The following is a 26,830-nucleotide window of genomic DNA, read 5'->3' on the forward strand; positions in this document are numbered from 1 at the left end:
AACAGGAGAATTTCCCGACTTTCCAACGAGATAATAACAATAAATTCGATTGGAATTATTTAGTTTTGGATATAGCTAGTTAGGGTGAGATTACATACCCAAATAACCGATTGAGTCAGCCATATACATAACAAAGCCGATGTTACTTTTCATACGATATGTTGCGATCATTCGCTCAAAAAATATCGCATTGTAAGGGATGTATGCCATATACAAGCCCAAACCGACGAGCAACATCCAACTTAAACCGTCAATCCATTGTTTTGTAAACAAATAGGTAGAAATACCTGCAGTCAGAAAACCTATAATGATCATATAGTGGATCAACTTAAATGCTTTAAGATTATTTTTAACCATGATTAGACAACTTACCAGCAGCAGTACAATCAAGGAGATAGTCCCATCAACTTTTGCAAAAATGCCCGCCCCCTTCACATGTAACATCTGCCAGATTTCAACCTCAAAATTATCGCGTACATCACGTAAAATAGTAAGCATCGTATAAACGATAATAGTCAAAACGATACCCGGCATAAAGGTTTTAAAAAAGTGTTTTCGCATTTTACTATCCATCGCAATGCGCTCCGTCCGGAGCTTCTTGTCTTCTTCTGTTGGCCCTGGAGCATTTTCCAATACCCATACACACAAAACAAAGGGCAGAAAAAACAGTAAACCCGTCAAAAATGGCATCCAAAACTCGTTAACATGAAAAGAAGACATCAACCACCGCCCAACCGTTTTTATCAGTCCTGACGCGAAAATCAAGCTCACAGACATCACTGCCCCCATAATCTCTGTAAACCGCCTTCCTTCTAAATAACTAAATACCAAACCCCAAACCATTCCCAATGGAAAACCATTGATAAAAAGAAAGACAACATTCCAAGGTCTCGGACAAACTGCAAATGCCAAAAGACCTATCCATGAAATACAAATCAAACCGATCAAATACCGCCCTCTACTACGCTGTTTACTTTCAGAGATAAATTTAATGCCATAAAACTTGGACAACAAATACCCCAGCATTTGAATGACCACCATACAGACTTTATAATCGACACCAAAAATAGTATCATTTGCAAAAGCAGATGCCGTAAATGACTTTCTAAATGAATACATACTCGTATAACATAAAAATGCTGTAACAGCCAGAACAATAGCCACAGATTTCTCATCCAGTCTATTTATGCGTCTTTTTATTCGTTGGTTTAACTCCATCATTTAAACTTGTTAACAGACCTCATTGTCCGCAATCAAAAGTAAATTTTGGAAATTAACACAAGACTAAACTTTTGTTAAGTATTTATAAACAAATATAAGCATCCCTTTGCGATACGAAAAGTATAAAATAAAAAAAGCATCACTGAATGATTCAATGATGCCCTGACAATTAACATGTTATCCTCTATTTCTTATTTTCAAAAAAGTATACAATTAGCATGACGGCCTTTTCACTTCCAACATTACGCGGTGTATGTGACAATCGGCCATTAAAAAAGATCGAATCGCCCTCTTCTAAGCTAATTTTTTGATCATTGAAGATGTACTCAACCTGCCCGCTAATGATATATTTATATTCATAAGCTTCGGTCTCAACCATTGGTCGTTGTGCATCCGGAAGCAACTCCAAAAGAACAATGTCCATGGTCGAACTATCCATCGCAGATGTAAAAATCCTTTTATAATGGAAACCAATAGCCGACTCTTTTTCAAACGGACTATAAGTATCTTTTTTCCGAACGACCACGGGGCCTGAATCCAATTCAGAATTAAAATCTTTAAAAAACTCATTAAGATCAATATTCAGTGCATTGATGATATTAATCAATACCAGTAGGGAGGGTATTGTTCTGTTATTTTCAATCTGCGAAATAAGTCCCTTGCTTACCCCCGCTCTATCAGCAACTTCCTGTATGGTAATTCCTTTTTCTTTTCGAATTTCCTTAATCTTATTGCTAATCTTGAATATCGTATTATCTTCCATAATTTGGCCAAAAGTAAACATTTTTCCTATGTCGTGTATATTAAGTTTTTGTCACCTAATCATAGGTCACCTCTAAAATTAGGATATTTAACTGTTATCAGAAAACTGCAGTTCATTAATAGGCGATTTTTTTCGTCTCTTATCCCTCTCAGAATTGGTAAGCACTATTGGTAAACTTTAACCCAGTCAACACGCATCTCAACAGGCAGTTGGTCTTGATTTACCTCACCAACCCAGCTCCCGCCCAACTGTTGATCAATCAATAGATAAAAGGGCTGATCATAAGGCCACTGAGAAGGATCTACCCCATTAACTCTTGGATAAGTAAAGGTGTCAACACCATTCAACTGAAATACGATACGATCGGGATACCAGCTTATACCATATGTATTGTACTCTTCTGATTTGATCGAAGCGGTACCAAAATGTTTGGGATTCTCCTTTTGCCCCAGATCTAAGGTATAGTATGAATGTGTTGTCTGGTAAATGATATGATCAAAATTAAGATGTTCCATAATATCAATTTCACCATTTCTCGGATACTTCCCATACTTATCTAACTCCGCCAGCATCCACATGGCAGGCCATGCCCCTTTTGCACTTCCAAGTTTAGCTCGGATTTCTATGCGTCCGTACTGAAAAGCAAACTTTCCCTTACTCCATATCCCACCTGTCAAAAATAGTCTTGAATCTTTATTTTTGTCTGTATTTTTTATTCCTTTAAGAATTAACTCACCATTTTCCCATCCAAAACAGGCATCATCCATACTCATATGCCGGTTCCAATCAGCTCCTCCCGCTGGAATCCGGGACCATTTACTACTATCTAGCTTAGGGGAATTAAAGTGCTCTTCCCATACTAGCTTCCATTCCTTAACCTCTCGATCTTTCTTTTGAACATATACATACGGATGATCTTTCGGACGATAATGCACACTACATGCAGAAAACAACAGATAAAAATAACTTAGGCCGAAGACTCTTTTCATGATTAACATTAATGGTTTGCGAAAAAAATGAGTTAGGCCTAAATTTAGACATAATTTACCATACCTGATAGATTCCCGAACAATTAAGAGGGACTAAAACGCAGAGGAAAAAGGAAATGCGATTTATTGCTATCCCTAAAACATAGGATGTGCGTTTGCTGCATTTTTAGGCACATCTTGCTGTGCATCCCAATGCTCCACAATTTTACCTTTTTCCAGCCTGAATATATCAATAGTCGATTTAAGACTACCATCTGGATTCTTATTCTTTAGGTGTATGAAGACCAAATCTCCATCCGAAGCAATGTGTTGCACATCAATCCTTGTTTTAGGTTGTCCTTCAAACCATTTCGCTGCAGCGAGCTTAAATGCTGCCGCTCCATCCGCAACAGAGGGATTATGTTGGATATACTGAGGGGAAATGTACTTATCAACTGCAGAGACATCCTTATCACCAAACATTTGCTGATAAAAATCTAAAACGATTCTTTTATTCTCTTTGTTTTCGTCAAGTTGTTTTTGTGCAGCCTCCTTTGATTCATTTGTCTGCGGCTGCTGACAACCCAGCGTTAGCAATAAAACAGAGAAAGTGATGACCTTAACCATTGTTCTATTTTTCATCTTTAAATCTATTTTTAATTGAAGTCTTCAATTCCCACCTCATATTAGTACAATCCAATTTACCTAAATTATACAATATATAACGCTTTTATCTGAGTTCATTTACACTATTAAATAGTGGCATGATAATTGGATTTGATGTTGTAGTATAATATTCAGAAATATACATTTCATAAATTTAGGTTAATAATTGGTTAGGTTAAACACCTGAAGTCCCCAACTTCAGGTGTTTTTTTATATATTTTCGAAAATCACTATTCCCTAAAAAACAAAAATGTCAATTATAGCTTTTATTAATCTAGTTCAATAAAATTCCCTGTTGGTCGGCGTAACTTTACATTAGTTAAGAAAATAAAATTATCAGATATGGAAAATAAAATATTAGGGTTACACCACATTACTGCGATAGCAGACAACGCAAAGCGAAATCTCGATTTTTACACGAAAGTACTGGGTGTACGCCTTGTCAAAAAAACAGTTAATTTCGACGACCCTGGCACCTACCACTTCTACTTCGGCAATGAACAGGGGGACCCCGGAACGATCCTCACTTTTTTCCCATGGGAAGGTATCGGAAAAGGTACCGCAGGAGCAGGAATGGCGACTCATATTGGCTATGCCGTACCTCAAGGGAGTTTGGATTTTTGGAAAAATCGCTTAGGGGAACATCAGATTAGTTTACAGGAAAGTGAAATTTTTGGAGAGAAGCTAATTTCATTTAATGATCCTGATGGATTGCAGCTTCAGTTTATTGAAACGAAAGATAATAGAAAGGCATGGACAACGACTGACATCAATAGCGAACATGCACTAAAAGGCTTCCATAATATCACGCTTTCTTTAAAAGAAGCAGATCCGACGCTAAAAGTATTGACCGATATTTTGGGTTATTCGCTCCAACAACAGCATGATAATCGTTATAGGTTAACAACGGATAGCATTGATACGGCTAATAGCGTTGACATAATAGCGGATAAAAATCTACCATACGGCAAAAATGCAGCCGGTACAAACCATCATGTCGCATTTCGGGTAAAGGACGACAATGTTTTGATGGAGTATCGTGAAAAGGTACTTTCAGCAGGGCTAGATATCACACCAAAAATAGATCGAGATTACTTTTTCTCACTCTATTTTCGTGAACCTGGTGGTGTCTTATTTGAAATCGCGACAGACAATCCCGGATTTACGGTAGACGAACCACTATCCAGCTTAGGATCGGCACTCAAATTGCCGAAGCAATATGAAAACTACCGTTCGCAGATTGAACAGACATTGCCAAAAATCGATTAATTAAATTATATAAACATCATTATACAAACGAGGAAATTATGGAAAGAACTGAAATTGTATTAGACAAAAATCAACGTGGAGAGCTTCAATTATTCTCCGATGAACGCAAAGCAGGTTTGATGAGTATCGCTATCATTGACGGTAATCTCGTTGTTTACCATACAGAGGTGGACGAAGCCTATGAGGGAAGAGGATTTGCAAAAATACTACTCGAGAAATTGGTATCTCATGCGCGCGAAAACAACATGAAAATTGTTCCATTATGTCCTTATGTAAATGCGCAGTTTCATCGTCATCCAGAACTATATCAAGACGTTTGGTTTAAAAAAACGGTATAAACTACCCTACATGAAAGCATAAAATGAGTCATTCAATAAATATTAAAACAGCTGGTAAAAATTTAGAACAGGCAGAAAAAGCCATTGTCATGATCCATGGTCGTGGGGGGAGTGCAGAAGACATCCTTGGCATGTCATCCTATCTTCATGTCGATAATTTTGCACTACTTGCACCGCAGGCAGAAAATCACACTTGGTACCCCTATTCTTTTATTGCTCCCGTACATGAGAACGAGCCCTGGTTGAGTTCCGCAATTGATCTGATCGATCATACAGTTAAACTAGCTTTAGACAATGGGATCCTCGCCGAAAATATCTATTTTTTTGGTTTTTCTCAGGGTGCCTGTTTAACACTAGAATATCTTGCACGGCATGGGCAGCGCTATGGTGGCGCTATAGCAATTATTGGCGGAGTAATAGGCGAAGAAATTAACAGGGATAATTACACCGGTGACTTCGCACAAACGCCTATTTTTATTGGCACTAGCAATCCTGATTTCCATGTTCCTCTTGAACGCGTTGAAGCTACAGTATCCATATTAGCACAAATGAATGCCAATGTAAAGCTCATGGTATATCAAAACGCGGGGCACTCCATCAATCGCGAGGAGATCGATCTTGCAAATGAATTTGTTCTTTAAGAAATAAAGGAGTGAATAATCAGTAAGGAATAATCCATTGGTTGTTGATTATAATAATTAATCAACAACCAATTTTAAGCATTATACTTTTGGGTATTTATAGCCGTTATGATAAACCGAAGCTAAGTATTTATTTGCTTTCTGATCGGTAAAATGCTGTTTATCTTTATCCCAATAGAGTTTTTGTCCAGTTCTGAATGCTATATTTCCGAGCTGAGAAAAGATGGCAATGTGTGCCCCCACTTCAATTGGTGCATGAAGTACTTGTGGATTACGTTGGCGAATGGATGCTACAAAATTTTCCATATGTTTGTCCAGTCCGTTATCTAAAGAAGGTTGGATAGAGACCGCTTCCATCCTTCCTTTTTCTGGAATGACCTCCCAGCCCGACCTGTTCAAGACCAGCGTACCATTGTTACCAATAAATGCGACACCGTGATTGCGGTTATAAGGTCCGAGATCAATTCCTTTGGCATGTTCCCATTGAATATTGAAGCCATCAAACTCGTACACAGCAGTCATCGTATCAGGTGTTTGGCCTGCATCGTCCGGGAACGCAAACTTACCTCCTGAGGCCATAATAGATTTTGGATTAGAAACCTTCATCCCAAGTAAAGCATAATCCAACATATGCACACCCCAATCTGTCATCAAACCTCCTGCATAGTCCCAAAACCATCGAAAATTAAAATGGAATCGATTCGAATTAAATGGTCTTTTTTGTGCCGGACCTAGCCATTCCGTATAATGTACACCTGCAGGAACCGGTTCATCGGGCACGATGGGAATAGCACTTTTCCACCCTTGATAAGACCAAGCTTTTACCAATCTTATTTTGCCCAATTTACCGGAATGAACAAAATCAATGGCGTCCTTAAAATGTTGCTGACTTCTTTGCCATTGCCCGACTTGTACAATAGCCTTATTCTTTTTTGCTGCCTGAACCATTAATTGACATTCAACAATGGAGTTACCGATGGGCTTTTCGACATATACATGCTTTCCAGCATTTACGGCATCTACCAGTTGCAGGCAATGCCAATGATCCGGAGTTGCAATAATGACCGCATCCACAATCGAGCTATTGAGCATCTTCTTATAATCTACAAACGTTTCGACCTGTATATTTCTTTTTTGAAGTTCTTCTGCTCTCTTTTTAAGAATATTTTCATCCACATCACAAAGAGCAGTACACACCAAGCCATCATTCTTTAACAATGCATTCAAATCAGACCAGCCCATACCATTTACACCAATTAATCCAACCCGGATGGATCGATCTAAAAAGTTTGAACCTTTAGCATTTAAGAAAAATGACGATGCAGCTAAAACAGTGGACGTTTTGATAAAATCTTTTCTATTCATTGGATATTGGTTTAAGTTTTGTTTTTACTGGATATCATCTAAATTGTCAAAACGAACAGAATACATATGCTTAGATGAATGCCCTAAATAAGAATGCTTTCTTTATTATTAAAAACAAATTGCTTCGATGAAAATACAAAAATGAATCTAGGTGCTCGCAAAAAGCATTGTAAAATATATATAGACAAACCTAGCGTACCCCTATCAAAAAATGGTCGAGTTAGAATCACTCGACCATACATCTACCTATGAAAAACATGCCCTTGGGAGGGGCGGTTGAAGTTACTACTAATTTCACTAAGAACAAACATTTAGAAAAAATATTTATCTAAATAATTAATAATACCATTAACAACAGCATCATGAGTTGACCATGTTACATTGGTTGGCGAGATCGTGTTTTATTATACATTTTTGTTCGATAAATTCCTCCTTCTAACGCTGTTTCAATCAACATCTCGTTCAAAAAAACGCTCAGTTACACAACCCATTTTATAATTCATTAAAAAAAATAAAAGATTAATCATTTATTATGCCTACCTTGCCGCACTTAATTAAAAATAATGAATACAGGTAAAATTAAATTTTTCAATGAAACTAAAGGTTTTGGTTTTATTACACCAGAGGATGGTAGTGCAGATGTTTTCGTACACGTTTCTGCGCTTAAAAACCAAGTATCTGAAGGCGACGTTGTTACTTATGATGTAGAAAGAACTCCAAAGGGGATCAGCGCTACAAATGTAAAATTGGCGTAATCCAAAAAATACACTTTCTTGTTAATGGGGTAATTCTTAATGACTTATCCCATTTCTTTTTCCTATTCTTCCTTTACAATTTTTTAGCAATCTTTTACTTTTCCGTTGAAGACTTTTAGTTTTCAAATAAAAAGCATAAAAAGGATTCTCAAAGGTTTTATTTAAGACAAATTCGAACATACTATTTATGGAATTTAAACAACTCAGTTTAATCGCTCCGCTTTTAAAAGCAATAACAGAAACAGGCTATACACACCCTACTGCAATTCAACAAAAAGCCATTCCAATTGTATTGCAAGGAAACGATCTTATTGGCTGTGCACAAACGGGAACCGGTAAAACGGCCGCTTTTGCACTTCCGCTTTTACAACGTCTTGAAGAAACTAAGACATCAGGTAAACTCGTTCCCATTAGAGCTTTGATTCTTACACCAACACGTGAACTAGCCATTCAAATTGGAGACAATATCAACTTATACCGAAAATATCTAAAACTAAACTATTGCACTATTTTTGGTGGAGTAAGCCAAGAAAAGCAAGTTAAAGAAATTAAAAAAGGTATTGATATTCTTGTTGCTACCCCAGGCCGCTTACTGGATTTAATGAATCAAAAGATAGTTTCTCTAGATAAAATCGAGATCTTGATATTAGACGAGGCGGACAACATGCTGGACATGGGCTTTATTCATGACATCAAGAAGATCCTCGCCAAGGTTCCTTCAAAGCGACAGACATTATTCTTCTCGGCGACAATGCCTCCTAATATCCGTAAATTCGCGCATGGCATATTACACAAGCCTATTGAAGTTGACGTCACCCCGGTAAGCTCAACAGCCGAGAAAGTAAATCAATCTGTATTTTTTGTTGAAAAGAAGGAGAAGATCAAATTATTGACGAGCATATTAAAAAAGCTGAAGCATGAGCGCACCATTGTATTCTCCCGAACAAAACACGGAGCGGATAAAATCGTCAAGTTGCTTGCAAAAAATGGCTTGAGAGCAGCGGCCATTCACGGAAATAAATCGCAAAATGCAAGACAAAAAGCTTTAGGTGAATTTAAGGACAGTCATCTTAAAATTTTGATCGCTACCGATATTGCAGCAAGAGGAATCGATATCGAACAACTACCGCTTGTGATTAATTATGATCTCCCAAATGTACCGGAAACCTATGTTCATCGCATTGGTAGAACAGGAAGAGCTGGTCAGGAAGGAAAAGCCATCTCTTTTTGCGATGTAGAAGAAAGACCGTATTTGGCTGATATCGAAAAATTGATCGGACTAAAAATCAAGATAGAAAAGATCAATAATTAGATCTTGATAACACCTTAAGTAAAAGCCCCTAGGGGCTTTTTACGTTTTATTTATGGTTTGCGATCCGCCATCAACAGTGTAGATGGCGTAAAAGGAAGCCAATGTACTTTTTTATTGACAATTTTGTTCCAGCTGGGCAGGCTGATCAACATTAAGTCATGGTCCCGCCAGGTATCACTGTTTAACTCTTTTTCCGTTATTGTGAGATGGTTGGGAACAAGTTGTTCCAATTGCCTCAATTTCTCCTTGAAGCTTTCATTGGTTTTCAGCACTTGATTCAGATCCCACACGATGATCTGAGCATCCGAATGCTGAATAAGGCGCTGTATGATTTCACATAGAAATTCATCATTTTTCAAAACAACAGGAACGATCACTCGCTTCGCCTTCACAAAGTCTTTATCAATTAAAATGCCTACCATTGCATTCACTTTGGCGTTGATCTGCTGATTTCTATCAAATGTCGTAAAGGGAGACTCGGCATTTGTAACCGTATGGAATAACTTTTCAGGATTTACAATCCGCGTAGTAAAATCTAAAAATCGCCCCAATAAACTCCCCTCATAGATGGATTCGCTGACACCCAAAAGTAATAAATCCTGATCGCGTTCATTGGAAGTTTGAACAATCTCACTATCGATATCACTAGAAATTTTAAATACTGTCTGAATAGGCTGTTCGAGTTGCTGAGCGACCTGCTTGATTTCACGAAAACTATCCAGTTCCTGGGTTTCCACCTCATAATGATGTAATTCGTTTGAAGGTTCAATATGTAATGCAGTAATCTCAGCATTCTTTTTCGATTTCAACGTTAAAGCATCCGCTAGATACAGTAGCGAAATCCCAGTATTACTTTTCGCAAAAGACAATAGAATCTTAAATTTCGATTTATCCTGGATATCTTCCTGCAATAAACTCTTCTTTGGTCGATAGAGAAAATTGATAAGATCTAAGGATGGCCCTGTCATAAAGGTGGTCACTAAGGCCATAACGACCATCATCGAAAATAATTCAGCACTTAAAACGCCAAGATCGTATCCAATATTGAGGACGATAAGTTCCATCAAACCCCGCGTATTCATTAACGCGCCGATACTCAAACTATCTTTCCAGCTTTGACCGACAAAACGCGCCGCCAACGTACTACCTGCAAATTTCCCAATAACCGCGACCAAAATAATACCAATGGTAATCATCCATAACTGAGGATCATTAAGTAGACCGATCTGCGTACGCAGTCCAGTATAGACAAAAAATAAAGGCAACAATAACAAAGTAGAGACATCTTCGATTTTTTCGATGAATGCTGTTCGGAATCGACTTCCTTCGGGCATGATTGCTCCCGCCATAAATGCACCAAAAAGTGCATGGATACCGATTACTTCGGTTGCATAAGCAGACAATAACAGCACAATAAAGAAAATAGCAACAACAGGTTTACTCAAAGCTTCCTTACTACCTTTCACCTCTCCTACGCGCATCAAAAATGGGCGCACGATCTTAATCATAATGAGCACATAAGCAACAGCAAGCCCTATTGTATACAACGCACTGGCAAAATCACCGGCTTTGACGATTGCAATTACGACAGCGAGTATACACCAAGCCGTAATGTCGTCTGCAGCCGCGCAGGTAATCGCCATTGCACCTAGCTTACTTTTTTGCAATCCTCTTTCTTGTATAATTCTGGCAAGGACAGGAAATGCTGTGATACTCATGGAAATACCAATAAACAAGCTATAGGATAGAAACTCTACATTTGTAGGTGGATGGAATAGGTATAAAAAATAAGCCAATGAAATTCCCAACGTAAATGGGATCACAATGCTTGCATGAGAAATGACAACAGCATCATGCGCTTTATTTCGCAGCACATTCAGATCCAGCTCCATTCCAATGATAAACATAAATAAGATTAGCCCAATTTGACTCAAAAACTGCAAATTACTGAGCGATTCTACAGGAAAAAGTGTATGCGAAAATTCAGGAAAATAGAGCCCCAGCAATGATGGTCCCAATATGATACCTGCGAGCATCTCTCCGATTACCACAGGCTGCTTAATCTTAATGCAAATCCAGCCCATAATACGTGCCGCGATAATGATCGTCACGATTTGAGCCAATAATATCGCTAGCGGATGCTGCAGACTATGGAATAAAGTTGATGTAAAATCCTTCCAGGCACCTTGACTTGTTTTCTCCCCACGCAGTAGTTCTGGAGCCTCTAGCTGTGCCCCCAAATGAATCACCCAATACATCACCCCAAGTAATGTACCAACTAAAACTACATAGAAAATTGTATTCTTATATTTCCTCATCTTCAATAGCAATTAAAATAAATATAATGACAATAGCATACTAAGTCCCAACCAATATTCTCTAAACAAGGAGGGATAAAATACAGTCTCAACAAAAATATAATTCTGTAAGAGTTTTAGTGCTTTTCAGCTGCTAGGTGGAAGGAAATATGTAATGAAACAAAAAAAAAATGTAATCAACTGAATTTCTCGAAAAACATTTTCTTGTACGATTCCCCCAAATTAAACAAAAGAGGCATATCTTGTTCGTCAAACAAGTTGCTTGTTATTTGATCAGCGGAGAAAAATTTAACGATCTTGGTTGCAATGATCTCTTTTTTATTGATGCGTATAAAGTCATGCTCAGGCAAAATCTCCATCAACTTATCGAAGCTTATATTTTTCAACAAAATGAACGAACCATCAGCCAAATAAACTGTTTTATCACGGCTGTCTACTTCAGCTATTTGAACATAGTTAATCTGATCGAAATACAATACCGTTTTTCCTTTATTCGTATTAAACTGTGCAAACGAGACAATTTCAGCTTTATTATTGATTATTTGTTCTACTTTCATAATGGCCTGCTGAAGACGTTGCAGAGATATTGGTTTACGCATGTAATCTACAGCATTAATATCAAAAGCATCGCTCGCATATTGTTTATATGCGGTAGAAAACACAATCGGAAAATCCTTGAGTTCTCTGGCTACATCAAATCCATTAAATTCCGGCATTTCAATATCCAGAATACAAAAATCAAAACTTAGTGAACGGTATTCTCTCAACAATGCTGCTGGTTCATTAAAGGTTTTCACCACCTCTACCCCTGGAATTTGCTCACAGAGCATTTTCAAGAACCTCAAGCTTGGTATTTCATCATCCAGAAGAACACATTTCAAACTTCTTTCAATCCGCATACAATCTGATTTGAAGGTGGGCACTATATACATCATTTTCTACAAACCTGCGCAGTTGATGTCTACCTGGATAATACAACATGAGCCGCTCTTCCAACGTTTTGCTGCCTATTCCACTTTTGGCCTTTTGTAGGGGCGAACGTTTTGAAATTCGATTGCTCACAATGAGCTCCAGCAAACCATTCTTAAAGGTCAGCATGATAGAAATAAAAGAATCAGGGCCATGGAAATCTGCATGTTTAAATGCGTTTTCAATTAAATCCACAGACATCAAAGGGACCAATGAAGGTGTATTCAACAAGGAACTATTTAGTTCATCAATATCAAACTTAACGCGTATATCAAATAAGGGACTCAGTTTTACCTTATTAATCTCAATGAGATTACGCGCAAACTCAATCTCTGCTTTAGGTGAAACGAGTTCATCTTCACTTTCATACAAAACGTAGTCCAATACCATAGCCAACTTATCCATGGTGTAATAGGTTTGATAGGCATGTGAAAGTATTCCGTTCAATGAATTTTTAAGCAAGTGGGGATTTAATTGGGCCCGATGGAAATCGTCAATCTTCTGATTGTCCATACGATTAAAAAGCTCCTTTTGTCGTTTATTTTCTACCTCAAGTTTCCTATATTTTTGTCTTAACAAGAGGTACAAACCCGATATTAAAGCAACAATTGCCAGCAATAACAGGATGATTATATTCGAGGTCTCAGTCGTCATGTTCATTTCAAACTTACTTAAAATTTCTATACCAATGAAAACGTCGTATTAGAAAATCCGAAATCCACATATAGACTTGTTCGATTACAATAAAATGAAATCCGGTGTTTTAAAGGCAATCTAACGACTATAAAATTTCCATATATTTATTACAAAAATTAACAGTTTCATTACAATTTAGTCATTTCAAAGCATTAATTTAAGATTATTATCCTTATATTGAGACTATTGTAATTAGCCGATCAAATGATTGTCTACGCTATTTTGGTTAAACCCGCCTGATTTTTAATCAGGCCTAATATGAAACACTATGGAAAAGCTCATTTTCGAAACTAATGCACAACATCCCAGTCTTGTAGACAAAATCAAACAAGCTGTTGAAAAACTGAATGGCATCCACGAATGGAAGATCGACTTGGATTCTATTTATAATCTGTTAACCATAGAAGGCATTCGACTCAACCCAACGGAAATCGAATCAGAACTGGCGCTCCATGGAGTCGAGGCAAGCCGTCTATATGAGGAGTAGAAGTACGACCTTGTATAGCAAATAAAATAAGTTTCCAGGAAGCTATGTGGTTAAAAACACCCGAATTCAATAAGCGTGAGCTTCTTCCAGATAAAATTAAAGCAATCTTATCTGGAAGAAGCATCAAATCTTTTTAATAATCATTGCAGAGGCACCACCGCCACCATTGCATATCGCTGCCAGCCCTACTGATCCCCCCTCCTGTCTTAAGATGCTGCTTAGTGTTACAACAATTCTAGCGCCCGAACATCCCAATGGGTGCCCCAAAGATACCGCTCCTCCATAAACATTTACTTTGTTCATGGGTAAACCCAAAATTTGTGCATTCACCAAAGCCACCACGGAAAAAGCTTCATTATATTCAAAATAATCAATGTCTTCTAGTGTCAATCCCGCTTTTTTTAACACCTTTTCCGTGGCTACACTTGGTGTAGTCGTAAACCATTCCGGAGCCTGTTCAGCATCAGCATAAGCAATAATCTCTGCTAAGGGGACAAGTCCAAGTTCTTCCAATTTCTCGCCAGATATGAGCAGCACCGCAGCAGCCCCATCACTTATTGTCGATGCATTTGCGGCAGTTACAGTCCCCTCTTTTTTAAAGGCAGGCTTAAGCTCGGGTATCTTATCAAAATTGACCTGCGAAAACTCTTCGTCGCGCGAAACGACGACATCTCCTTTACGACTTTGTATCGTTATAGGTTGAACCTCGTTTAAAAACTTATTTTTTTGCCAAGCGTCCAGGCTTCTTTTATAGGAACTTATCGCATAAGCATCCTGTTCTTCACGGCCAATATGATATTTCTCGGCACACAACTCTGCAAACATTCCCATTGCATCATTCGAATAAGCATCGCTCAAACCATCACGTTGTAAACCATCAACCAGACTCTGAGCTCCAAATTTGGCTCCCCAACGCATACTATTCGTATAATATGGCACCCTACTCATGCTCTCCATCCCACCAGCAATCACTATATCAGCATCTCCCAATAGAATGCTTTGCGCAGCAACAGCTATTGCTTTCATTCCACTAGCACATACTTTATTAAGGGTCGTTGCAGCGGTATGATCCGACAAACCTGCTAACCGGGCTACCTGCCGGGCAGGCGCTTGTCCCAAATCAGCTTGCAAAACAGCACCAATAATAATCTCATCCACTATATCGCGGGAAATACCCGCCTCATCAACTACAGCCCCAACAACCTGGGCCGCAAGACTTGGCGCCGAAATAGATGACAAGGCACCACCAAAACTTCCAATTGGTGTGCGTTTCGCTGCAACGATAAATACACTCTTTGACATGATATAAAAAGTTTATAATTGTTCTGCTAAAATTTTGAGGGCTTATTGCTAGCATATCCCCAACAACCCTTCCTAATCTTAAAGATAAAAAATATAACAGATAACCCACAACAAGTCGGTTTTATTTTTTTTATCAAAACAGAATAAATAGAAAAAAAATAATGCAAAAACTTCCCTACTTAACCAATTGAACGAAAAATAAAGAATAAAAATTTGCAAAAAGCCAAGGCTTTTCGTTAAATTCGTTTAGATAACATCCTACTAGATGGTCATTCAAAAGACCGCCTTACATAAGATAACCAAAAGCAAGATAAACGATTATGCAGACAATCAAGTTTACAGCTGAGCATCAGATTTTTCGCGATACACTTCGCGCATTTATTCGAAAAGAAATTACACCTTACGTCGATGATTGGGAAAAACGGGGTGAGATCGACCGAAATGTGTGGAAGAAAATGGGTGATATGGGATTGATGGGACTCAATTATCCAGAAGTGTATGGTGGACTAGAGCTTGAATTTTATTATTCCTTGATACTCTGCGAAGAATTATCGTATTGTTTTTCTGGAGGATTTACCATTTCCGCACTTGTCATTCAGTTTATGTCGGCTCCATACCTACTGAAATATGGATCAGAAGATCTGAAAATACGCTATCTTAAACCAGTTATTGCCGGTGATATGGTCAGTGCTGTTGCTATTACTGAACCCGGGGCTGGTTCTGACGTAAAGCAGATCAAAACAACAGCTGTCCGGGATGGCGATTTTTATATTGTCAATGGATCTAAAACATTTATTACCAACGGTTATTACGGTGATTTCTTCATTACAGCAGTCAAAACTGCTTCTGATCAGGGAACAAAGGGTATAAGCTTATTACTTATTGACAGAAATGCAACTGGGGTCTCGTCAAGCAAAATCAATAAACTAGGCTGGCACGCCTCTGATACCGCCGAGCTAGGGTTTAATAACGTACGAGTCCCTATTTCTCATCTCATCGGCATGGAGGGAGAAGGATTTCGCTATTTAATGGATGGACTTCAATTGGAAAGGCTTACCGCAGCTATCCATAGTCTCGCTACCGCAGAATCCGCATTTCAGTATACACTTGATTATATCGCACAACGTGAAGCCTTTGGAAAAAAAATCCAGGAATTTCAAACAATACGGCACCGAATCGCACAAATGGCAGCAGATATCGCTACCACGAAAGCCTTTGTCTACCATTGTTGTGATCTCCAGGACCAAAACGAATATGCAGTCAAAGAATGTTCCATAGCGAAGCTACAAGCAAGTGAGCTCGCCGTCAATGTCGTAAACCAATGTCTCCAATTATTTGGTGGTTATGGGTTTACAGAAGATTATAAAATCGCACGTTTATATCGCGATGTCCGTGTCGGCACCATTATCGGGGGAACCTCAGAAATCATGCTTGAAATTATCGCGAAAATGACAATAGATCATGTGACTTATCAATCAGGAAAGTCCAAACAATAGAACGCTTTTTAAAAATTATCACCAAGTACAATGGATGAAAATAAATCTTATATGACCCACACGCTCTTTCGTGTAGAACAGGATAATCATCACATCATTACAATCCATCCGCTATCGACAGCAGCTCCCGAGCAATTGGATATTATAGACTATCTCACGCAATTTGTTGATTTGGTTACGTTCATTCTCGAACAGGAAGATACCATAGGTGTCCTATACAGCTGCCCGATTCAAGACAAAGAAATCGAATATACGCAATTATTTGAGCAGTTTTCTTCAAGCCGCTCAAGACCTTCTGACTTATACAAGCTTACATCAAAAGTATTGCATTGGGAAACGTTTAAAAAACCCATTGTATCTATTATTTCAGACAATTGTACAGCTATTGCCCTAGCGACCATGCTATGGTCTAATTGTCGTATCGCCTCCGAAAAACTTCAGTTTGGCTTTCCGGAGAGTAAGTATGGCTTGTTTACAGCTTTTGGTACAACGATCTATTTACCAGCATTGATAGGTACTGAAAATGCCCTAAATCTGCTGACAAAAAGCAAACTTCTGAGCAGTGAAGAAGCGTATAAACTTGGGTTAATCAATGAATTGGCGCAGAAGCCCAGCGACAGCCTATCATTAGCAATAAACTGGATACTTAATCTACCCACTACCAATGCTGGCCATCACACAGAACAAACTGACGAACTGAATCCTGAAGCAATTCTTGCTATCCAAAAAAAAGCACGCGGTTTGTACCCCGGCACAAACGCAGTTATTGAATTATTAAGAAAAAACCCGTCATCTACAGCGGTTGAAGCTAGTGAAAGAGAAGCAATTTTATACCTGGAAGTCTTCAATTGCCCCGAACCACTCAGCATGGTCCGTACACTTCACTATGCTGTCAAATTGGCAAAATCACCCGATAGAATAAAACATCTCGACAACTATAAGTTAAATAAAATAGGTGTACTAGGTGCTGGGATGATGGGCTCGGGGATTGCTTATGAGGCCGCCCGAGCAGGAATAGAAGTTGCTTTAAAAGACGTTACACTTCCCCAAGCCGAACGGGGCAAAGCCTATTCTAGCCATGTTTGTGAAAAATCATTGGCTTTAGGGGCCATGAACCCATCACAACGGGAGCAATTGCTTGCACGCATAAAACCAACTGACCAAGTCGATGACCTTAATGGATCTGACTGCATTATAGAAGCTGTATTTGAAGATTTCCACCTAAAAGCTGAGGTCACAAAAGAAAGCCTACCCTATTTAAACCAAAATGGCTTTTTCGCTACAAATACCACTTCATTGCCTATTACTGAGCTTGCTAAAGCAAGCAATGATCCTAAAAAATTTATAGGAATGCATTTCTTTTCGCCTGTTGACCGCATGCCCCTTGTCGAAATCATCTGCGGTAAACAAACCGAGCAAAAAACCTTAGAGAAAGCACTTATCACAGCTTTACGCCTCAATAAAATTCCAATAGTCGTGCAGGATGGTCCGGGTTTTTTCACCTCGCGTATTTTCTTCAATTATTTACTCGAAGGTATTACAATGGTACTGGAAGGCATCTCACCGACACTGGTCGAAGAGGAAGCGATGGCTGCAGGATTTGCCGTGGGCCCATTGGCAGTATTGGATGAGATATCATTGGAATTGATGCTACACGTTTATGATCAATTACCCGGTCTGCATGCCAGCCAAAAACGCGCATATACCTACCTCAAAGGAATGGTCGATCAGGAACGAAAAGGAAAAAAATCGGGCGCTGGATTTTACGATTATGACGTTGAAACCAAAAAGAAAACCATTTGGAAAAACCCTGTAATTGCATCTGCAAAGGAAAATGTAACACCTTCAATTATCCGGAAACGTTTGTTGCATGTCATGGCATTGGATAGCTATCGATGTCTCGCAGAAGGCGTACTCAACCAACCCATCGATGGCGATATTGGTTCTATTTTAGGTGTAGGGTATGCATCCTATACAGGTGGAGTATTTGGACATATCGACCGTACAACGCTTCCTACTTTCATTGCTGAATGCGAAGACTTTCAGGCCAAAGGTGAGCAATGGGATATACCAGAATCTTTAAGAGAACTGGCAAAAAAGAATTTCAAATTTTACAGTGATTTTGACTCAAATTGGCGATAGATTAGTCAATCTATGTTCTTTCGTCTAAAGAAGCGTACATAAGCTGTTTAAGTGCACTAAAGTATCAGGTAATCATAAAAACAACAAAACAAAAGGTTGCGACCTTAAAAAGAATATTCGGTATAGTTAACGCTGTAATAGAAACGAAAGCAGGGGTGACAAAACAAATAGTTTGATCACCCCGCCTCTCTATATCATTAGCGCACAAACAGATCCATCAGCTGCGAGACATCCTGTTCGAGAAAAGTATCGTAGTCCAAAGTAACTGTAAGTATTTCCTTTTGCTGTTTTTCAGAAAATACCCGAGCAAGATTTGTTTTGTATTTTTCGATTAATTTAGGAATTCCCTCCGCCCTCCTTCTTGGATGACCTATCGGATATTCAACGACCAATTCAGGCAATATTGTACCGTCAACCAGTTCTATTGTCAAAGCATTTGATATGGCACGTTTCTGTGGGTCGTGATAGTCAGCGGTGAATTGAGCATCTTCCACGCAGGAGATCTTATCGCGCAGTACATCAATTCTTGGATCCGAAGCGATATAATTTTCATAGTCATCAGCCGTCAAACGTCCAAAGATTAGAGGCACAGCAACCATATATTGGATACAATGATCGCGGTCGGCAGGATTATGCAAAGGCCCCTTTTTATCAATAATCCGGATAGCCGCTTCATGTGTACGAATGGTTACACGGGCGATATCTGAACTGCTTTTTCCAAATTCTTTCAGTTGTTGATGAAGTTGCATAGCCGCTTCGGCAGCTGTCTGTGCATGGAATTCTGCGGGAAATGAAATTTTGAAGAGAATATTTTCCATCACATAAGATCCATATCCCCGCTGAAACTTAAATGGATTCCCCTTAAAAGACACATCATAAAATCCCCATATTGGTGCTGTCAAAACAGATGGATAGCCCATTTCTCCAGTTTTTGCGATCAAGGCCAATCGGACAGCACGCGAAGTTGCATCGCCGGCTGCCCAAGATTTTCGGCTGCCGGTATTTGGCGCATGCCGATAAGTCCGTAGGGCTTGTCCATCAACAAAAGCCAAAGAAACCGCGTTGAGCAGCTCTTCTCTTGTGAGGCCAATGAGCCTACCTACGACCGCTGTTGAAGCTACCTTCACCAAAATAACATGGTCTAGCCCCACTTTATTAAACGAGTTTTCAAGTGCTAAGACACCTTGTATCTCATGGGCCATAATCATTGCCTCAAGAACCGTCCTAGCTTTCAGCGGTTTTTGCCCATTCGCAATATTCGTTCGGCTCAACCAATCTGCCACTGCTAAAATTCCCCCTAGATTATCGGATGGATGTCCCCATTCCGCTGCCAGCCAGGTATCATTAAAATCCAACCATCGAACAATCGTGCCGATATTGAATGCTGCCTGAACGGGATCCAATTGAAAATCTGTACCCGGCACCCGAGCACCGTTCGGCACAATGGTCCCGGCCACAACTGGCCCCAACAATTTGGTGCAGGCAGGATAGGTCAATGCTTCCAAGCCGCAGCCAATGGTGTCAAGAAAGCAGTAAAACGCCGTATTCCAAGCGACCTTTCCCTCAATTTTATAATTTAGGACATAGTCCACAATGTCCACTAAAACCTGATCCGGTTGTGGTCTTTCATTTGATATTGCTGAACTCATTCGTGTATTTCGTATAAGACTCTCGTTCTATTTATTAATATATTTCGTTTTTTCCTGCGCTAAGTTCTTCCTCAAAGCCCTCTGTTCAAAAGCACCTTTTAACGCCTTTTCCCGATCCAAAATTACCGTTCGGAAAGAGGTACAAACGGTCTGTCCTCAGGACCAACATAGTTTGCACTTGGTCGGATAATTTTTCCATCCTGACGTTGTTCGAAAACATGCGCTGACCAGCCTGTAATACGCGAGAGGACAAATAACGGGGTAAACATCTCTGTTGGAATGCCCATAATATGATAGGACACCGCAGAATACCAGTCCAGGTTCGGAAACATTTTCTTTTCTTCCCACATGACTTTTTCCAACCGCTCAGCGATCAGGTAGAGCGTCATGTCGCCCGCTTCTTCCGACAGCTCTTTTGCCACTTGTTTTATCACTTGATTTCTTGGATCCGAGATTGTGTATACAGGATGGCCAAAACCAATAATGACTTCTTTGTTTGCCAGTCGCTTCCGGATATCCGCTTCCGCCTCATCAGCATTTGCATAACGACTCTGAATTTCGAAAGCAACCTCATTGGCTCCGCCATGCTTAGGTCCACGTAGCGCACCTATCGCACCAGCGATGCAAGAATACATGTCTGATCCTGTACCAGCAATTACCCGAGCTGTGAATGTAGATGCATTAAACTCATGTTCGGCATATAAATTGAGTGAAATCTGCATCGCTCTTACCCAAGAAGACGATGGCGATTTTCCGTGTAGCAGATGCAAAAAATGCCCACCCAACGTTGCATCCGATGTCTCTACCTGCACCTCACGTCCATGCTGACTAAAATGATACCAGTACAGCAGTGCTGAGGCCATTGAAGCCATCAGGCGAGTTGCAATGTCACGGGCACCAGCAATGGGATGACTGTCTTTCTCGGGCGAAACACTGCCGAAAAAAGAAACATAAGTCCGTAAAACATCCATGGCATGTGCCGTCGATGGCAACTGCTTGAGGACCTGTTGAACAGTAATAGGCAGACCACGTTGACTGATCAGCTGACTTTGATAAGTGACGAGCTGGGCCTGTGTTGGTAGACTTCCATAAATAAGTAAATAAGCGACCTCTTCAAAACTTGCCTGATGCGCCAGATCTAAAATATCATAACCCCTATAATGCAGATCATTACCACTTTTTCCGACAGTGCTCAAAGCCGTATTGCCAGCTGCTACACCAGAGAGTGCTACACTTTTTTTGGGCTTAAAACCTGTGCTGTTTGTCTCTTCCATCTGAATATAATTATTTGTTAAACAATTGATCCAATCGATTTTCATAGGCATAATAATCGATACTTCTGTATAACTCTTCTCTCGTCTGCATGTCGTCGATTACATTAAGCTGCCCACCGTCTTCCCGAATGTGACGATAAACAGTTGTAGCCGCTTTATTAGCGGCGCGGAAAGCAGATAGTGGATAAAGGACAATAGAAACATCGGCTTGACGTAGTTCATTCAGGCTAAACAACGGTGTTTGTCCAAATTCGGTGATATTCGCCAAAATGGGAAGGCCAGTTGCCGCACTAAATTGAACGTATTGCTCCAAATGATGTACTGCTTCAGCAAAAATAAAGTCCGCTCCAGCTTCTTTATAAGCCACCGCTCTTTCCAAAGCAAGTTCAAGGCCTTCAGAAGCAAGTGCATCCGTACGTGCACCAATGGCAAAATGCTCGTCCGTTCGTGCATCCACGGCCGCCTTTAGGCGGTCAACCATTTCAGATCGCGAGACGAGCTCTTTCCCAGGCCGGTGACCACAACGTTTAGCCCCCACCTGATCCTCCATGTGAACTGCCGCCGCGCCCACTTTAATTAAAGACTTTATTGTACGTGCCACATTGAATGCCGAAGGACCGAAGCCAGTATCAATATCCACCAGCAAAGGAAGCTTACACACATTTGTAATGCGATCCACATCAATCAAAACATCCTGAAGTGTTGTAATCCCAAGATCTGGAATTCCAAGTGAACCTGCCGCAACACCGCCTCCAGAAAGATAAATAGCTTTAAAACCAGCCTGCTCAGCCAAAAGCGCATGATTAGCATTAATCGCTCCAACAATTTGTAATGGTTTTTCATTCTTGATCGCTTCCTTAAAAAGGAAGCCCGGGGATTTTATCATAATATCGAATTTGAAATTCCAAGCCCTATAGCCTTCTCTAGATACAGGCTACAGCGACTACTTAAGTTTACTTAGTCTGAAGAACTCATTTTTAGGCCCTTCCTCTTAAAGATAGGAATTATCAATGCAATAAAACAAATTATTTTCTACATTCAAGGTAAATCACAGAAGAAAATACGGCTAAAAAACAAAACCAGCATATCCCCAAATTCAAGGGGCCTTGAACTTATGGTTCAAAGCCCCTATCAAAACCCAATTGACTTCATGGATTGCCAATTAGGATCCAATGCTCAAGAAATACTATTTTTCGACAAAATTACGTCCAACAAAGACCCGTTTCGCCTGTCCGCGCGTCACCTCGATTTGGTTTTTCCATTTTTGTTCTTTGGCCGTATTTAACTCAACGCTTTCCAAATCCCGCAGACGTGCAGCCAAGCGCAGCATTGCGATCTCTTTATTCTGCAATTGTGATCTCGTATCCATCACCTGAACACTTATGCCTGTCGGAGCATGCGTCGCTCTAACGCCAGAACTTACTTTATTGACATGCTGTCCACCTGCACCGCTACTTCGCATCGTTTGGAAATATACATCCTTCACATCCAACACCTTTTCCTTTTTACCCGGATGATACGTTTTAACTTCGACAAACCAATTCTTCCGTTTGTGTAAAGGACGAAAAGGGCTTTTACACACCCAGCAGATTGTACCAATCCAATGATCAATCAATTGATCCATATCTTTTCCTCTCAATCTGACAATCAACGAACAAGGAAGTCCATCCACTTCTTCTGTTTCTATTTCCGTGACCTCAACTCCTACTCTACTACATTCAGAAGAGATTCTGTCGACTACCAACCTAACGGCCATATTACATTCCTTAGGACCTCGTCCCGAAGAAATTTGTAAATACCTTTCATTCATAACCTTATTTGTCCATACGTACAATCTTCGGACTGAACGTTCCGAGAACAGTTACCAACTCCTGCTGTAATTTCATCACCCGATGAATATCTTTATACGCACGTGGTGATTCATCCAATGCGCCGCCAATCAATTCCACACCATGTGCTTCCAGATCTTTCAGCATAGCGCTTTTTGTCAAATTATTTTTGCAGGCAGATCTCGACATGACACGCCCAGCTCCATGGGATGCAGACTGTAAACTTAAGGGGTTTCCCGTTCCCTCCACAATGAACCCTGGCGCTGTCATCGAGCCGGGAATCACCCCCAGCACGCCCTTGCCTGCAGGTGTTGCTCCCTTCCGATGAACAATGCATTCCTCCCCATTCACGAATTCCTTCCATGCGAAATTATGATGATTTTCGATCGTTACCACGGGATTACCGCCAAGTGCTTTCGCCAAACGTCGGTGGATGTCTGCATGACAGGCCTGGGCATACTCTCCAGCCAAATTCATTGCCATCCAGTATTCTTGTCCTTCTTGGCTTGCTAAATCCAACCAGGCCAAATGTTGGACATGACGCGGTAATGGACATTGTTGCGCCGCAAGGCTTGTGTAAAGCTTAGCGATATTTGTCCCCAAGCCTCGAGAGCCACTATGGGATAAAATCCCCACATACTGTCCTGGATTTATCCCCCATTCCTCCCGCACGGTTTGAAGCTCAACAATGCCCAATTCGACAAAGTGATTTCCACTACCGGAAGTCCCAAATTGTCTGTAAGCTTTACCCAACAGGGATTTTAATAGTGGGATTTCCTGAAATTCAGTTCTACTGAAAACAACATGGTCATGCTTATCACGATGTGTGTCATTTAAACCAAATTTGGTATTTTCCTTCAATATATTTTTCAGTTGGAATTCCCTTCCTTTGAAATAACTACCCGGTAAATCAAATATCGATAGGCTCATCCGACAACCGATATCTACTCCTACACCATAGGGTATAACGGCATTTTCTGTGGCCAGTACTCCGCCGATGGGAAGTCCGTACCCTGTATGTGCATCCGGCATCAGTGCACCTTGCCTTGAAATAGGCAATCTCAGTGCATCATACAACTGTCTTTTTGCCTGCTCATCAATTTCATTTTCACCAAATATGCTAAATGGAGCACAATGTGAATGAAGCTCCTGCATGCGTACTTCAACAGGTTTAACAAGTCCTTCAGAGACCTTTCCCCATATTTTATGCCCCATAAATCGCTCCGGAGCTTCTATCAACTCAGTAAGTTCAAGAAGAATGGTTTCTTTATTTTCCTTCTTTCGATACCTTGTGATCAGCCCTAAAGCTGTATTAACTATATTATTTTGTGGAAAACCTATTTTTACTAGATCTTTTCCCGCTAATTTACTTCCCATTTTTATAAAAAATATAAATAATTAGCCATCAATTTCCTCTTGGAAATCGGCAGCATTGTTGAAAAAATTTCGGGAATATTCTTTTGGGGATTACGATTCTATTAAGCATTTTTTCTTAATGCACAGTCAATTACTCCTATAGAGTCGAACGCACCTGTTTTTCAAAAACGCTGCAGCCCTGAAGAGCTTTGACTATCTAAATAGAAACGAAAATCCGGAAAATTAAAAAGCCCGAATGAACTTCGGCTTTTTCATCTGTATAAATTAGTTTTTCAAAAGAAGTAAAGCGACCTGTTATTCACTCCAGCGGATTGAAGAGACACGATGCACTCCTATTTCGAAAAATATCTTAAATAAAACGAAAAGCACGAAGATTGCTTTCGACAAATCCATTTGCCTTAAAAGCTTGCTGTGTTATTATTCTAGCGACCAACATATCTTTTCGTGTTTAAATTATTAAAATATTATTATCAAGTGCAAATATAAGTAAGTTCAGTTTAAAATAGCAAAATTAGCAAAAATTTAATCCGAGTTAAATGGAAGCGGATCCTTTAACACAAATTTAAAGTCGAGTGTCTTCTCGCCTCTGGTCACTCGAAAATGCATTTCCTTTCCCTCTTCTGATTTAAAAAGATTGTGAATTGACTCCAGGGAAAATGACGATGCAGCTCTACCATTGATCCGTACAACCTTATCTCCGGGTATTAGTCCTGCGATTGCCGCAGGCGAACCATCACGAACAGTCGCAATTTTGTACATATTTCGAAGTACAAAGCGATACTGTACGCTGTTACCCATTCTTACCTCTGTACCGCCATCTTTTTGCAGAACGACAGGTATTTCTTCTTTTTCGTATTTAATACCATCATGTATAATCTCCAAACCACTCATATTCAAATAATAAAAGCGATCAAAATCTTTATTCTTATGAAGATATATCGACTTGTTGGGATAATCGAATACGACCTTAAATCGGCGTAACAACTCGTTTCCAATGGAACCTATTCTTTCGCTCACAAATGTTGCATGCTGTAACGAACTCAATTCAGGATAGGCTACCAGGGGATAGTTCATTGTAAACGGCCCAAGTTCGAGCGATCGGATTCGATTTCTTTTTCCATAAATCTCACCGTTAAACCCCTGCCCAATGTAGTCATCAATAAATGGAGGCTTAATATCAAAATTATTTAACTTTGAAGGAATTAGCATTAAGGCATCGCTATTTCCCATATCAATCAATACGCGACCATCAATAGAAACACTCCCCTGTTTAAAAGCAACCGCAGTATAGGGACGACTATTTAAAATATCCAGCGGCAAACGCTGCATCTTGTCAAGTCCCTTGGGCCGGTTAGCCTTGGCATATAAGGTAATACGATGTTTTTGAAAATCCATTTCTATCATTTGGTTTTCAAAAAAGCGACTTCCCATAATTCCATTAACTTCTACTCCTATCCGGGTAGAGATATCAATATGCGCATTTTGAAGAATATAGATCGGTTGGTCTAAATCTTCATATACCCCAGCAATATTCACCTGATTATGTATGGATAAATAGCCATCCAACCCCTCTTCCCTGCCCAATCCCTGAAATTTATTAACAAAAACAGCGCTATCAATTGACTTTAATGTTTCGCCAAATATCATGGTTTCTTTAACCCCCGTATCCAACAGGAAGTTCATCATATATCCATTTACCTGTACAGGTATAATCACCAGGTTATGTACGAAAAGAAAAGGAATTTTAACATTCTTTTTCCCGTTTAAGACAAACCCTACTTGCCCATGAGTAATGAAAAAACACAGCAGTGCCAGCGATAAAAAAACTGTTTTCATCCAAGTTTATATTTGGTATTTCCAATTTAAACAAGAATATTCAGATTAAAGAACGTTTATAAAAAAAAGGTACTGTTTTAAATTCCAAATATTTAGACAAAAAAGTATTTTTGTAATCTAAAGAAGTTCAGGTTCTGAACTATCTAGTGTAGTCTCG

23 protein-coding genes are annotated in these 26,830 nt (G+C 39.7%); 8 read left to right on the forward strand and 15 right to left on the reverse strand.

All coding sequences use genetic code 11. The annotated features are described in order from the left end of the window. Positions 1–90 precede the first annotated feature (90 nt). From L1283_RS26970 to L1283_RS26985, 4 genes are all read right to left on the reverse strand, one after another. A complete protein-coding gene (locus L1283_RS26970) occupies positions 91–1,221 on the reverse strand; it encodes a DUF5690 family protein (RefSeq protein ID WP_429626705.1) in 1,131 nt (376 codons plus the stop codon). Between the two features lie 184 nt (positions 1,222–1,405). Beyond that, entirely contained in the window at positions 1,406–1,984 is a 579-nt protein-coding gene (locus tag L1283_RS26975; RefSeq protein WP_075994857.1) for a helix-turn-helix domain-containing protein, read from the reverse strand. 164 nt (positions 1,985–2,148) lie between these two features. Beyond that, positions 2,149–2,973 carry a glycoside hydrolase family 16 protein gene (locus tag L1283_RS26980; RefSeq protein ID WP_286851987.1) on the reverse strand — a complete coding sequence of 275 codons (825 nt, stop codon included), beginning with the start codon at positions 2,971–2,973 and terminating at the stop codon, positions 2,149–2,151. Between the two features lie 135 nt (positions 2,974–3,108). Beyond that, positions 3,109–3,594: a nuclear transport factor 2 family protein gene (locus L1283_RS26985; protein ID WP_088162015.1), complete on the reverse strand. Its 486-nt coding sequence runs from the start codon at positions 3,592–3,594 to the stop codon at positions 3,109–3,111. Between the two features lie 366 nt (positions 3,595–3,960). Between L1283_RS26985 and L1283_RS26990 the strand changes: the two genes are divergently transcribed. Genes L1283_RS26990 through L1283_RS27000 form a run of 3 tightly spaced genes read left to right on the forward strand, consistent with a single transcriptional unit; the run spans position 3,961 to position 5,866 of the window. After that, positions 3,961–4,887 (forward strand): ring-cleaving dioxygenase, encoded by a 927-nt coding sequence (locus tag L1283_RS26990; RefSeq protein ID WP_088162016.1) that lies wholly within the window; start codon positions 3,961–3,963, stop codon positions 4,885–4,887. Further along, a complete protein-coding gene (locus tag L1283_RS26995; RefSeq protein WP_349681407.1) occupies positions 4,887–5,225 on the forward strand; it encodes a GNAT family N-acetyltransferase in 339 nt (112 codons plus the stop codon). Before L1283_RS26990 ends, L1283_RS26995 begins: the two co-directional genes overlap by 1 nt. A gap of 23 nt (positions 5,226–5,248) precedes the next feature. Further along, entirely contained in the window at positions 5,249–5,866 is a 618-nt protein-coding gene (locus L1283_RS27000) for an alpha/beta hydrolase (RefSeq protein ID WP_088162017.1), read from the forward strand. An 81-nt stretch (positions 5,867–5,947) separates the two neighbouring features. Here L1283_RS27000 and L1283_RS27005 read toward each other — a convergent pair whose 3' ends face one another. Beyond that, the gene (locus L1283_RS27005; protein WP_145327110.1) at positions 5,948–7,231 is read right to left on the reverse strand and encodes a Gfo/Idh/MocA family protein; all 1,284 of its coding nucleotides are present in this window, start codon (positions 7,229–7,231) and stop codon (positions 5,948–5,950) included. A gap of 563 nt (positions 7,232–7,794) precedes the next feature. On the opposite strand from L1283_RS27005, the gene L1283_RS27010 reads away from it, so the two are divergent. Further along, positions 7,795–7,986, forward strand: a complete 192-nt coding sequence (locus L1283_RS27010; RefSeq protein WP_046672944.1) for a cold-shock protein — start codon at positions 7,795–7,797, stop codon at positions 7,984–7,986. A 187-nt stretch (positions 7,987–8,173) separates the two neighbouring features. Continuing rightward, complete coding sequence (locus tag L1283_RS27015) at positions 8,174–9,298, forward strand: DEAD/DEAH box helicase (RefSeq protein ID WP_145327109.1); 1,125 nt, start codon at positions 8,174–8,176, stop codon at positions 9,296–9,298. Positions 9,299–9,348: 50 nt separating this feature from the next. On the opposite strand, the gene L1283_RS27020 is transcribed toward L1283_RS27015, so the two are convergent. The 3 genes from L1283_RS27020 to L1283_RS27030 all read right to left on the reverse strand — a co-directional run bounded on the left by L1283_RS27020 (position 9,349) and on the right by L1283_RS27030 (position 13,245). Further along, positions 9,349–11,616, reverse strand: coding sequence for a cation:proton antiporter (locus L1283_RS27020; RefSeq protein ID WP_145327108.1), 2,268 nt, complete (start codon positions 11,614–11,616; stop codon positions 9,349–9,351). Positions 11,617–11,792: 176 nt separating this feature from the next. Next, positions 11,793–12,515 (reverse strand): LytR/AlgR family response regulator transcription factor, encoded by a 723-nt coding sequence (locus tag L1283_RS27025; RefSeq protein WP_075993168.1) that lies wholly within the window; start codon positions 12,513–12,515, stop codon positions 11,793–11,795. Beyond that, positions 12,505–13,245, reverse strand: a complete 741-nt coding sequence (locus L1283_RS27030; RefSeq protein ID WP_120332790.1) for a histidine kinase — start codon at positions 13,243–13,245, stop codon at positions 12,505–12,507. Before L1283_RS27030 ends, L1283_RS27025 begins: the two co-directional genes overlap by 11 nt. Positions 13,246–13,549: 304 nt before the next feature. Between L1283_RS27030 and L1283_RS27035 the strand changes: the two genes are divergently transcribed. After that, positions 13,550–13,768 carry a hypothetical protein gene (locus tag L1283_RS27035; protein WP_046672939.1) on the forward strand — a complete coding sequence of 73 codons (219 nt, stop codon included), beginning with the start codon at positions 13,550–13,552 and terminating at the stop codon, positions 13,766–13,768. A gap of 123 nt (positions 13,769–13,891) precedes the next feature. On the opposite strand, the gene L1283_RS27040 is transcribed toward L1283_RS27035, so the two are convergent. Next, positions 13,892–15,070 carry a thiolase family protein gene (locus L1283_RS27040; RefSeq protein ID WP_088162024.1) on the reverse strand — a complete coding sequence of 393 codons (1,179 nt, stop codon included), beginning with the start codon at positions 15,068–15,070 and terminating at the stop codon, positions 13,892–13,894. A gap of 320 nt (positions 15,071–15,390) precedes the next feature. On the opposite strand from L1283_RS27040, the gene L1283_RS27045 reads away from it, so the two are divergent. Then, a complete protein-coding gene (locus L1283_RS27045; protein ID WP_429626706.1) occupies positions 15,391–16,566 on the forward strand; it encodes an acyl-CoA dehydrogenase family protein in 1,176 nt (391 codons plus the stop codon). A gap of 30 nt (positions 16,567–16,596) precedes the next feature. Beyond that, positions 16,597–18,708 (forward strand): 3-hydroxyacyl-CoA dehydrogenase NAD-binding domain-containing protein, encoded by a 2,112-nt coding sequence (locus L1283_RS27050; RefSeq protein ID WP_286851994.1) that lies wholly within the window; start codon positions 16,597–16,599, stop codon positions 18,706–18,708. A 197-nt stretch (positions 18,709–18,905) separates the two neighbouring features. Here the strand turns inward: L1283_RS27050 and L1283_RS27055 are convergent, their stop codons facing one another. The 6 genes from L1283_RS27055 to L1283_RS27080 form a co-directional block, all read right to left on the reverse strand. Next, positions 18,906–20,357 carry a bifunctional 2-methylcitrate dehydratase/aconitate hydratase gene (locus tag L1283_RS27055; RefSeq protein ID WP_145327106.1) on the reverse strand — a complete coding sequence of 484 codons (1,452 nt, stop codon included), beginning with the start codon at positions 20,355–20,357 and terminating at the stop codon, positions 18,906–18,908. 122 nt (positions 20,358–20,479) lie between these two features. Then, positions 20,480–21,631: a bifunctional 2-methylcitrate synthase/citrate synthase gene (gene prpC, locus L1283_RS27060; RefSeq protein WP_145327105.1), complete on the reverse strand. Its 1,152-nt coding sequence runs from the start codon at positions 21,629–21,631 to the stop codon at positions 20,480–20,482. A 10-nt stretch (positions 21,632–21,641) separates the two neighbouring features. Then, positions 21,642–22,517, reverse strand: coding sequence for a methylisocitrate lyase (gene prpB / locus L1283_RS27065; protein WP_145327104.1), 876 nt, complete (start codon positions 22,515–22,517; stop codon positions 21,642–21,644). Between the two features lie 300 nt (positions 22,518–22,817). Continuing rightward, positions 22,818–23,441: a peptide chain release factor H gene (gene prfH / locus L1283_RS27070; protein WP_145327103.1), complete on the reverse strand. Its 624-nt coding sequence runs from the start codon at positions 23,439–23,441 to the stop codon at positions 22,818–22,820. A gap of 4 nt (positions 23,442–23,445) precedes the next feature. Continuing rightward, positions 23,446–24,837 (reverse strand): RtcB family protein, encoded by a 1,392-nt coding sequence (locus L1283_RS27075; RefSeq protein WP_312352523.1) that lies wholly within the window; start codon positions 24,835–24,837, stop codon positions 23,446–23,448. A 522-nt stretch (positions 24,838–25,359) separates the two neighbouring features. Beyond that, positions 25,360–26,673, reverse strand: a complete 1,314-nt coding sequence (locus L1283_RS27080; RefSeq protein WP_088162029.1) for a PDZ domain-containing protein — start codon at positions 26,671–26,673, stop codon at positions 25,360–25,362. Positions 26,674–26,830: the final 157 nt, after the last annotated feature.

This window comes from Sphingobacterium sp. HSC-15S19, assembly GCF_050433745.1.
In the GTDB taxonomy this organism is placed as follows: domain Bacteria; phylum Bacteroidota; class Bacteroidia; order Sphingobacteriales; family Sphingobacteriaceae; genus Sphingobacterium; species Sphingobacterium siyangense.

Coding starts and splice junctions, on each gene's coding strand:
- L1283_RS27075 (WP_312352523.1), bottom strand. CDS start 24,837: ATGGGAAGTAAATTAGCGGGAAAAGATCTAGTAAAAATAGGTTTTCCA.
- L1283_RS26985 (WP_088162015.1), bottom strand. CDS start 3,594: ATGAAAAATAGAACAATGGTTAAGGTCATCACTTTCTCTGTTTTATTG.
- L1283_RS27015 (WP_145327109.1), top strand. CDS start 8,174: ATGGAATTTAAACAACTCAGTTTAATCGCTCCGCTTTTAAAAGCAATA.
- L1283_RS26970 (WP_429626705.1), bottom strand. CDS start 1,221: ATGATGGAGTTAAACCAACGAATAAAAAGACGCATAAATAGACTGGAT.
- L1283_RS27035 (WP_046672939.1), top strand. CDS start 13,550: ATGGAAAAGCTCATTTTCGAAACTAATGCACAACATCCCAGTCTTGTA.
- L1283_RS27045 (WP_429626706.1), top strand. CDS start 15,391: ATGCAGACAATCAAGTTTACAGCTGAGCATCAGATTTTTCGCGATACA.
- prpC (WP_145327105.1), bottom strand. CDS start 21,631: ATGGAAGAGACAAACAGCACAGGTTTTAAGCCCAAAAAAAGTGTAGCA.
- L1283_RS27020 (WP_145327108.1), bottom strand. CDS start 11,616: ATGAGGAAATATAAGAATACAATTTTCTATGTAGTTTTAGTTGGTACA.
- L1283_RS27055 (WP_145327106.1), bottom strand. CDS start 20,357: ATGAGTTCAGCAATATCAAATGAAAGACCACAACCGGATCAGGTTTTA.
- L1283_RS27030 (WP_120332790.1), bottom strand. CDS start 13,245: ATGAACATGACGACTGAGACCTCGAATATAATCATCCTGTTATTGCTG.
- prfH (WP_145327103.1), bottom strand. CDS start 23,441: ATGAATGAAAGGTATTTACAAATTTCTTCGGGACGAGGTCCTAAGGAA.
- prpB (WP_145327104.1), bottom strand. CDS start 22,517: ATGATAAAATCCCCGGGCTTCCTTTTTAAGGAAGCGATCAAGAATGAA.
- L1283_RS27050 (WP_286851994.1), top strand. CDS start 16,597: ATGGATGAAAATAAATCTTATATGACCCACACGCTCTTTCGTGTAGAA.
- L1283_RS26975 (WP_075994857.1), bottom strand. CDS start 1,984: ATGGAAGATAATACGATATTCAAGATTAGCAATAAGATTAAGGAAATT.
- L1283_RS27080 (WP_088162029.1), bottom strand. CDS start 26,673: ATGAAAACAGTTTTTTTATCGCTGGCACTGCTGTGTTTTTTCATTACT.
- L1283_RS27005 (WP_145327110.1), bottom strand. CDS start 7,231: ATGAATAGAAAAGATTTTATCAAAACGTCCACTGTTTTAGCTGCATCG.
- L1283_RS26980 (WP_286851987.1), bottom strand. CDS start 2,973: ATGAAAAGAGTCTTCGGCCTAAGTTATTTTTATCTGTTGTTTTCTGCA.
- L1283_RS27040 (WP_088162024.1), bottom strand. CDS start 15,070: ATGTCAAAGAGTGTATTTATCGTTGCAGCGAAACGCACACCAATTGGA.
- L1283_RS27000 (WP_088162017.1), top strand. CDS start 5,249: ATGAGTCATTCAATAAATATTAAAACAGCTGGTAAAAATTTAGAACAG.
- L1283_RS27010 (WP_046672944.1), top strand. CDS start 7,795: ATGAATACAGGTAAAATTAAATTTTTCAATGAAACTAAAGGTTTTGGT.
- L1283_RS27025 (WP_075993168.1), bottom strand. CDS start 12,515: ATGCGGATTGAAAGAAGTTTGAAATGTGTTCTTCTGGATGATGAAATA.
- L1283_RS26990 (WP_088162016.1), top strand. CDS start 3,961: ATGGAAAATAAAATATTAGGGTTACACCACATTACTGCGATAGCAGAC.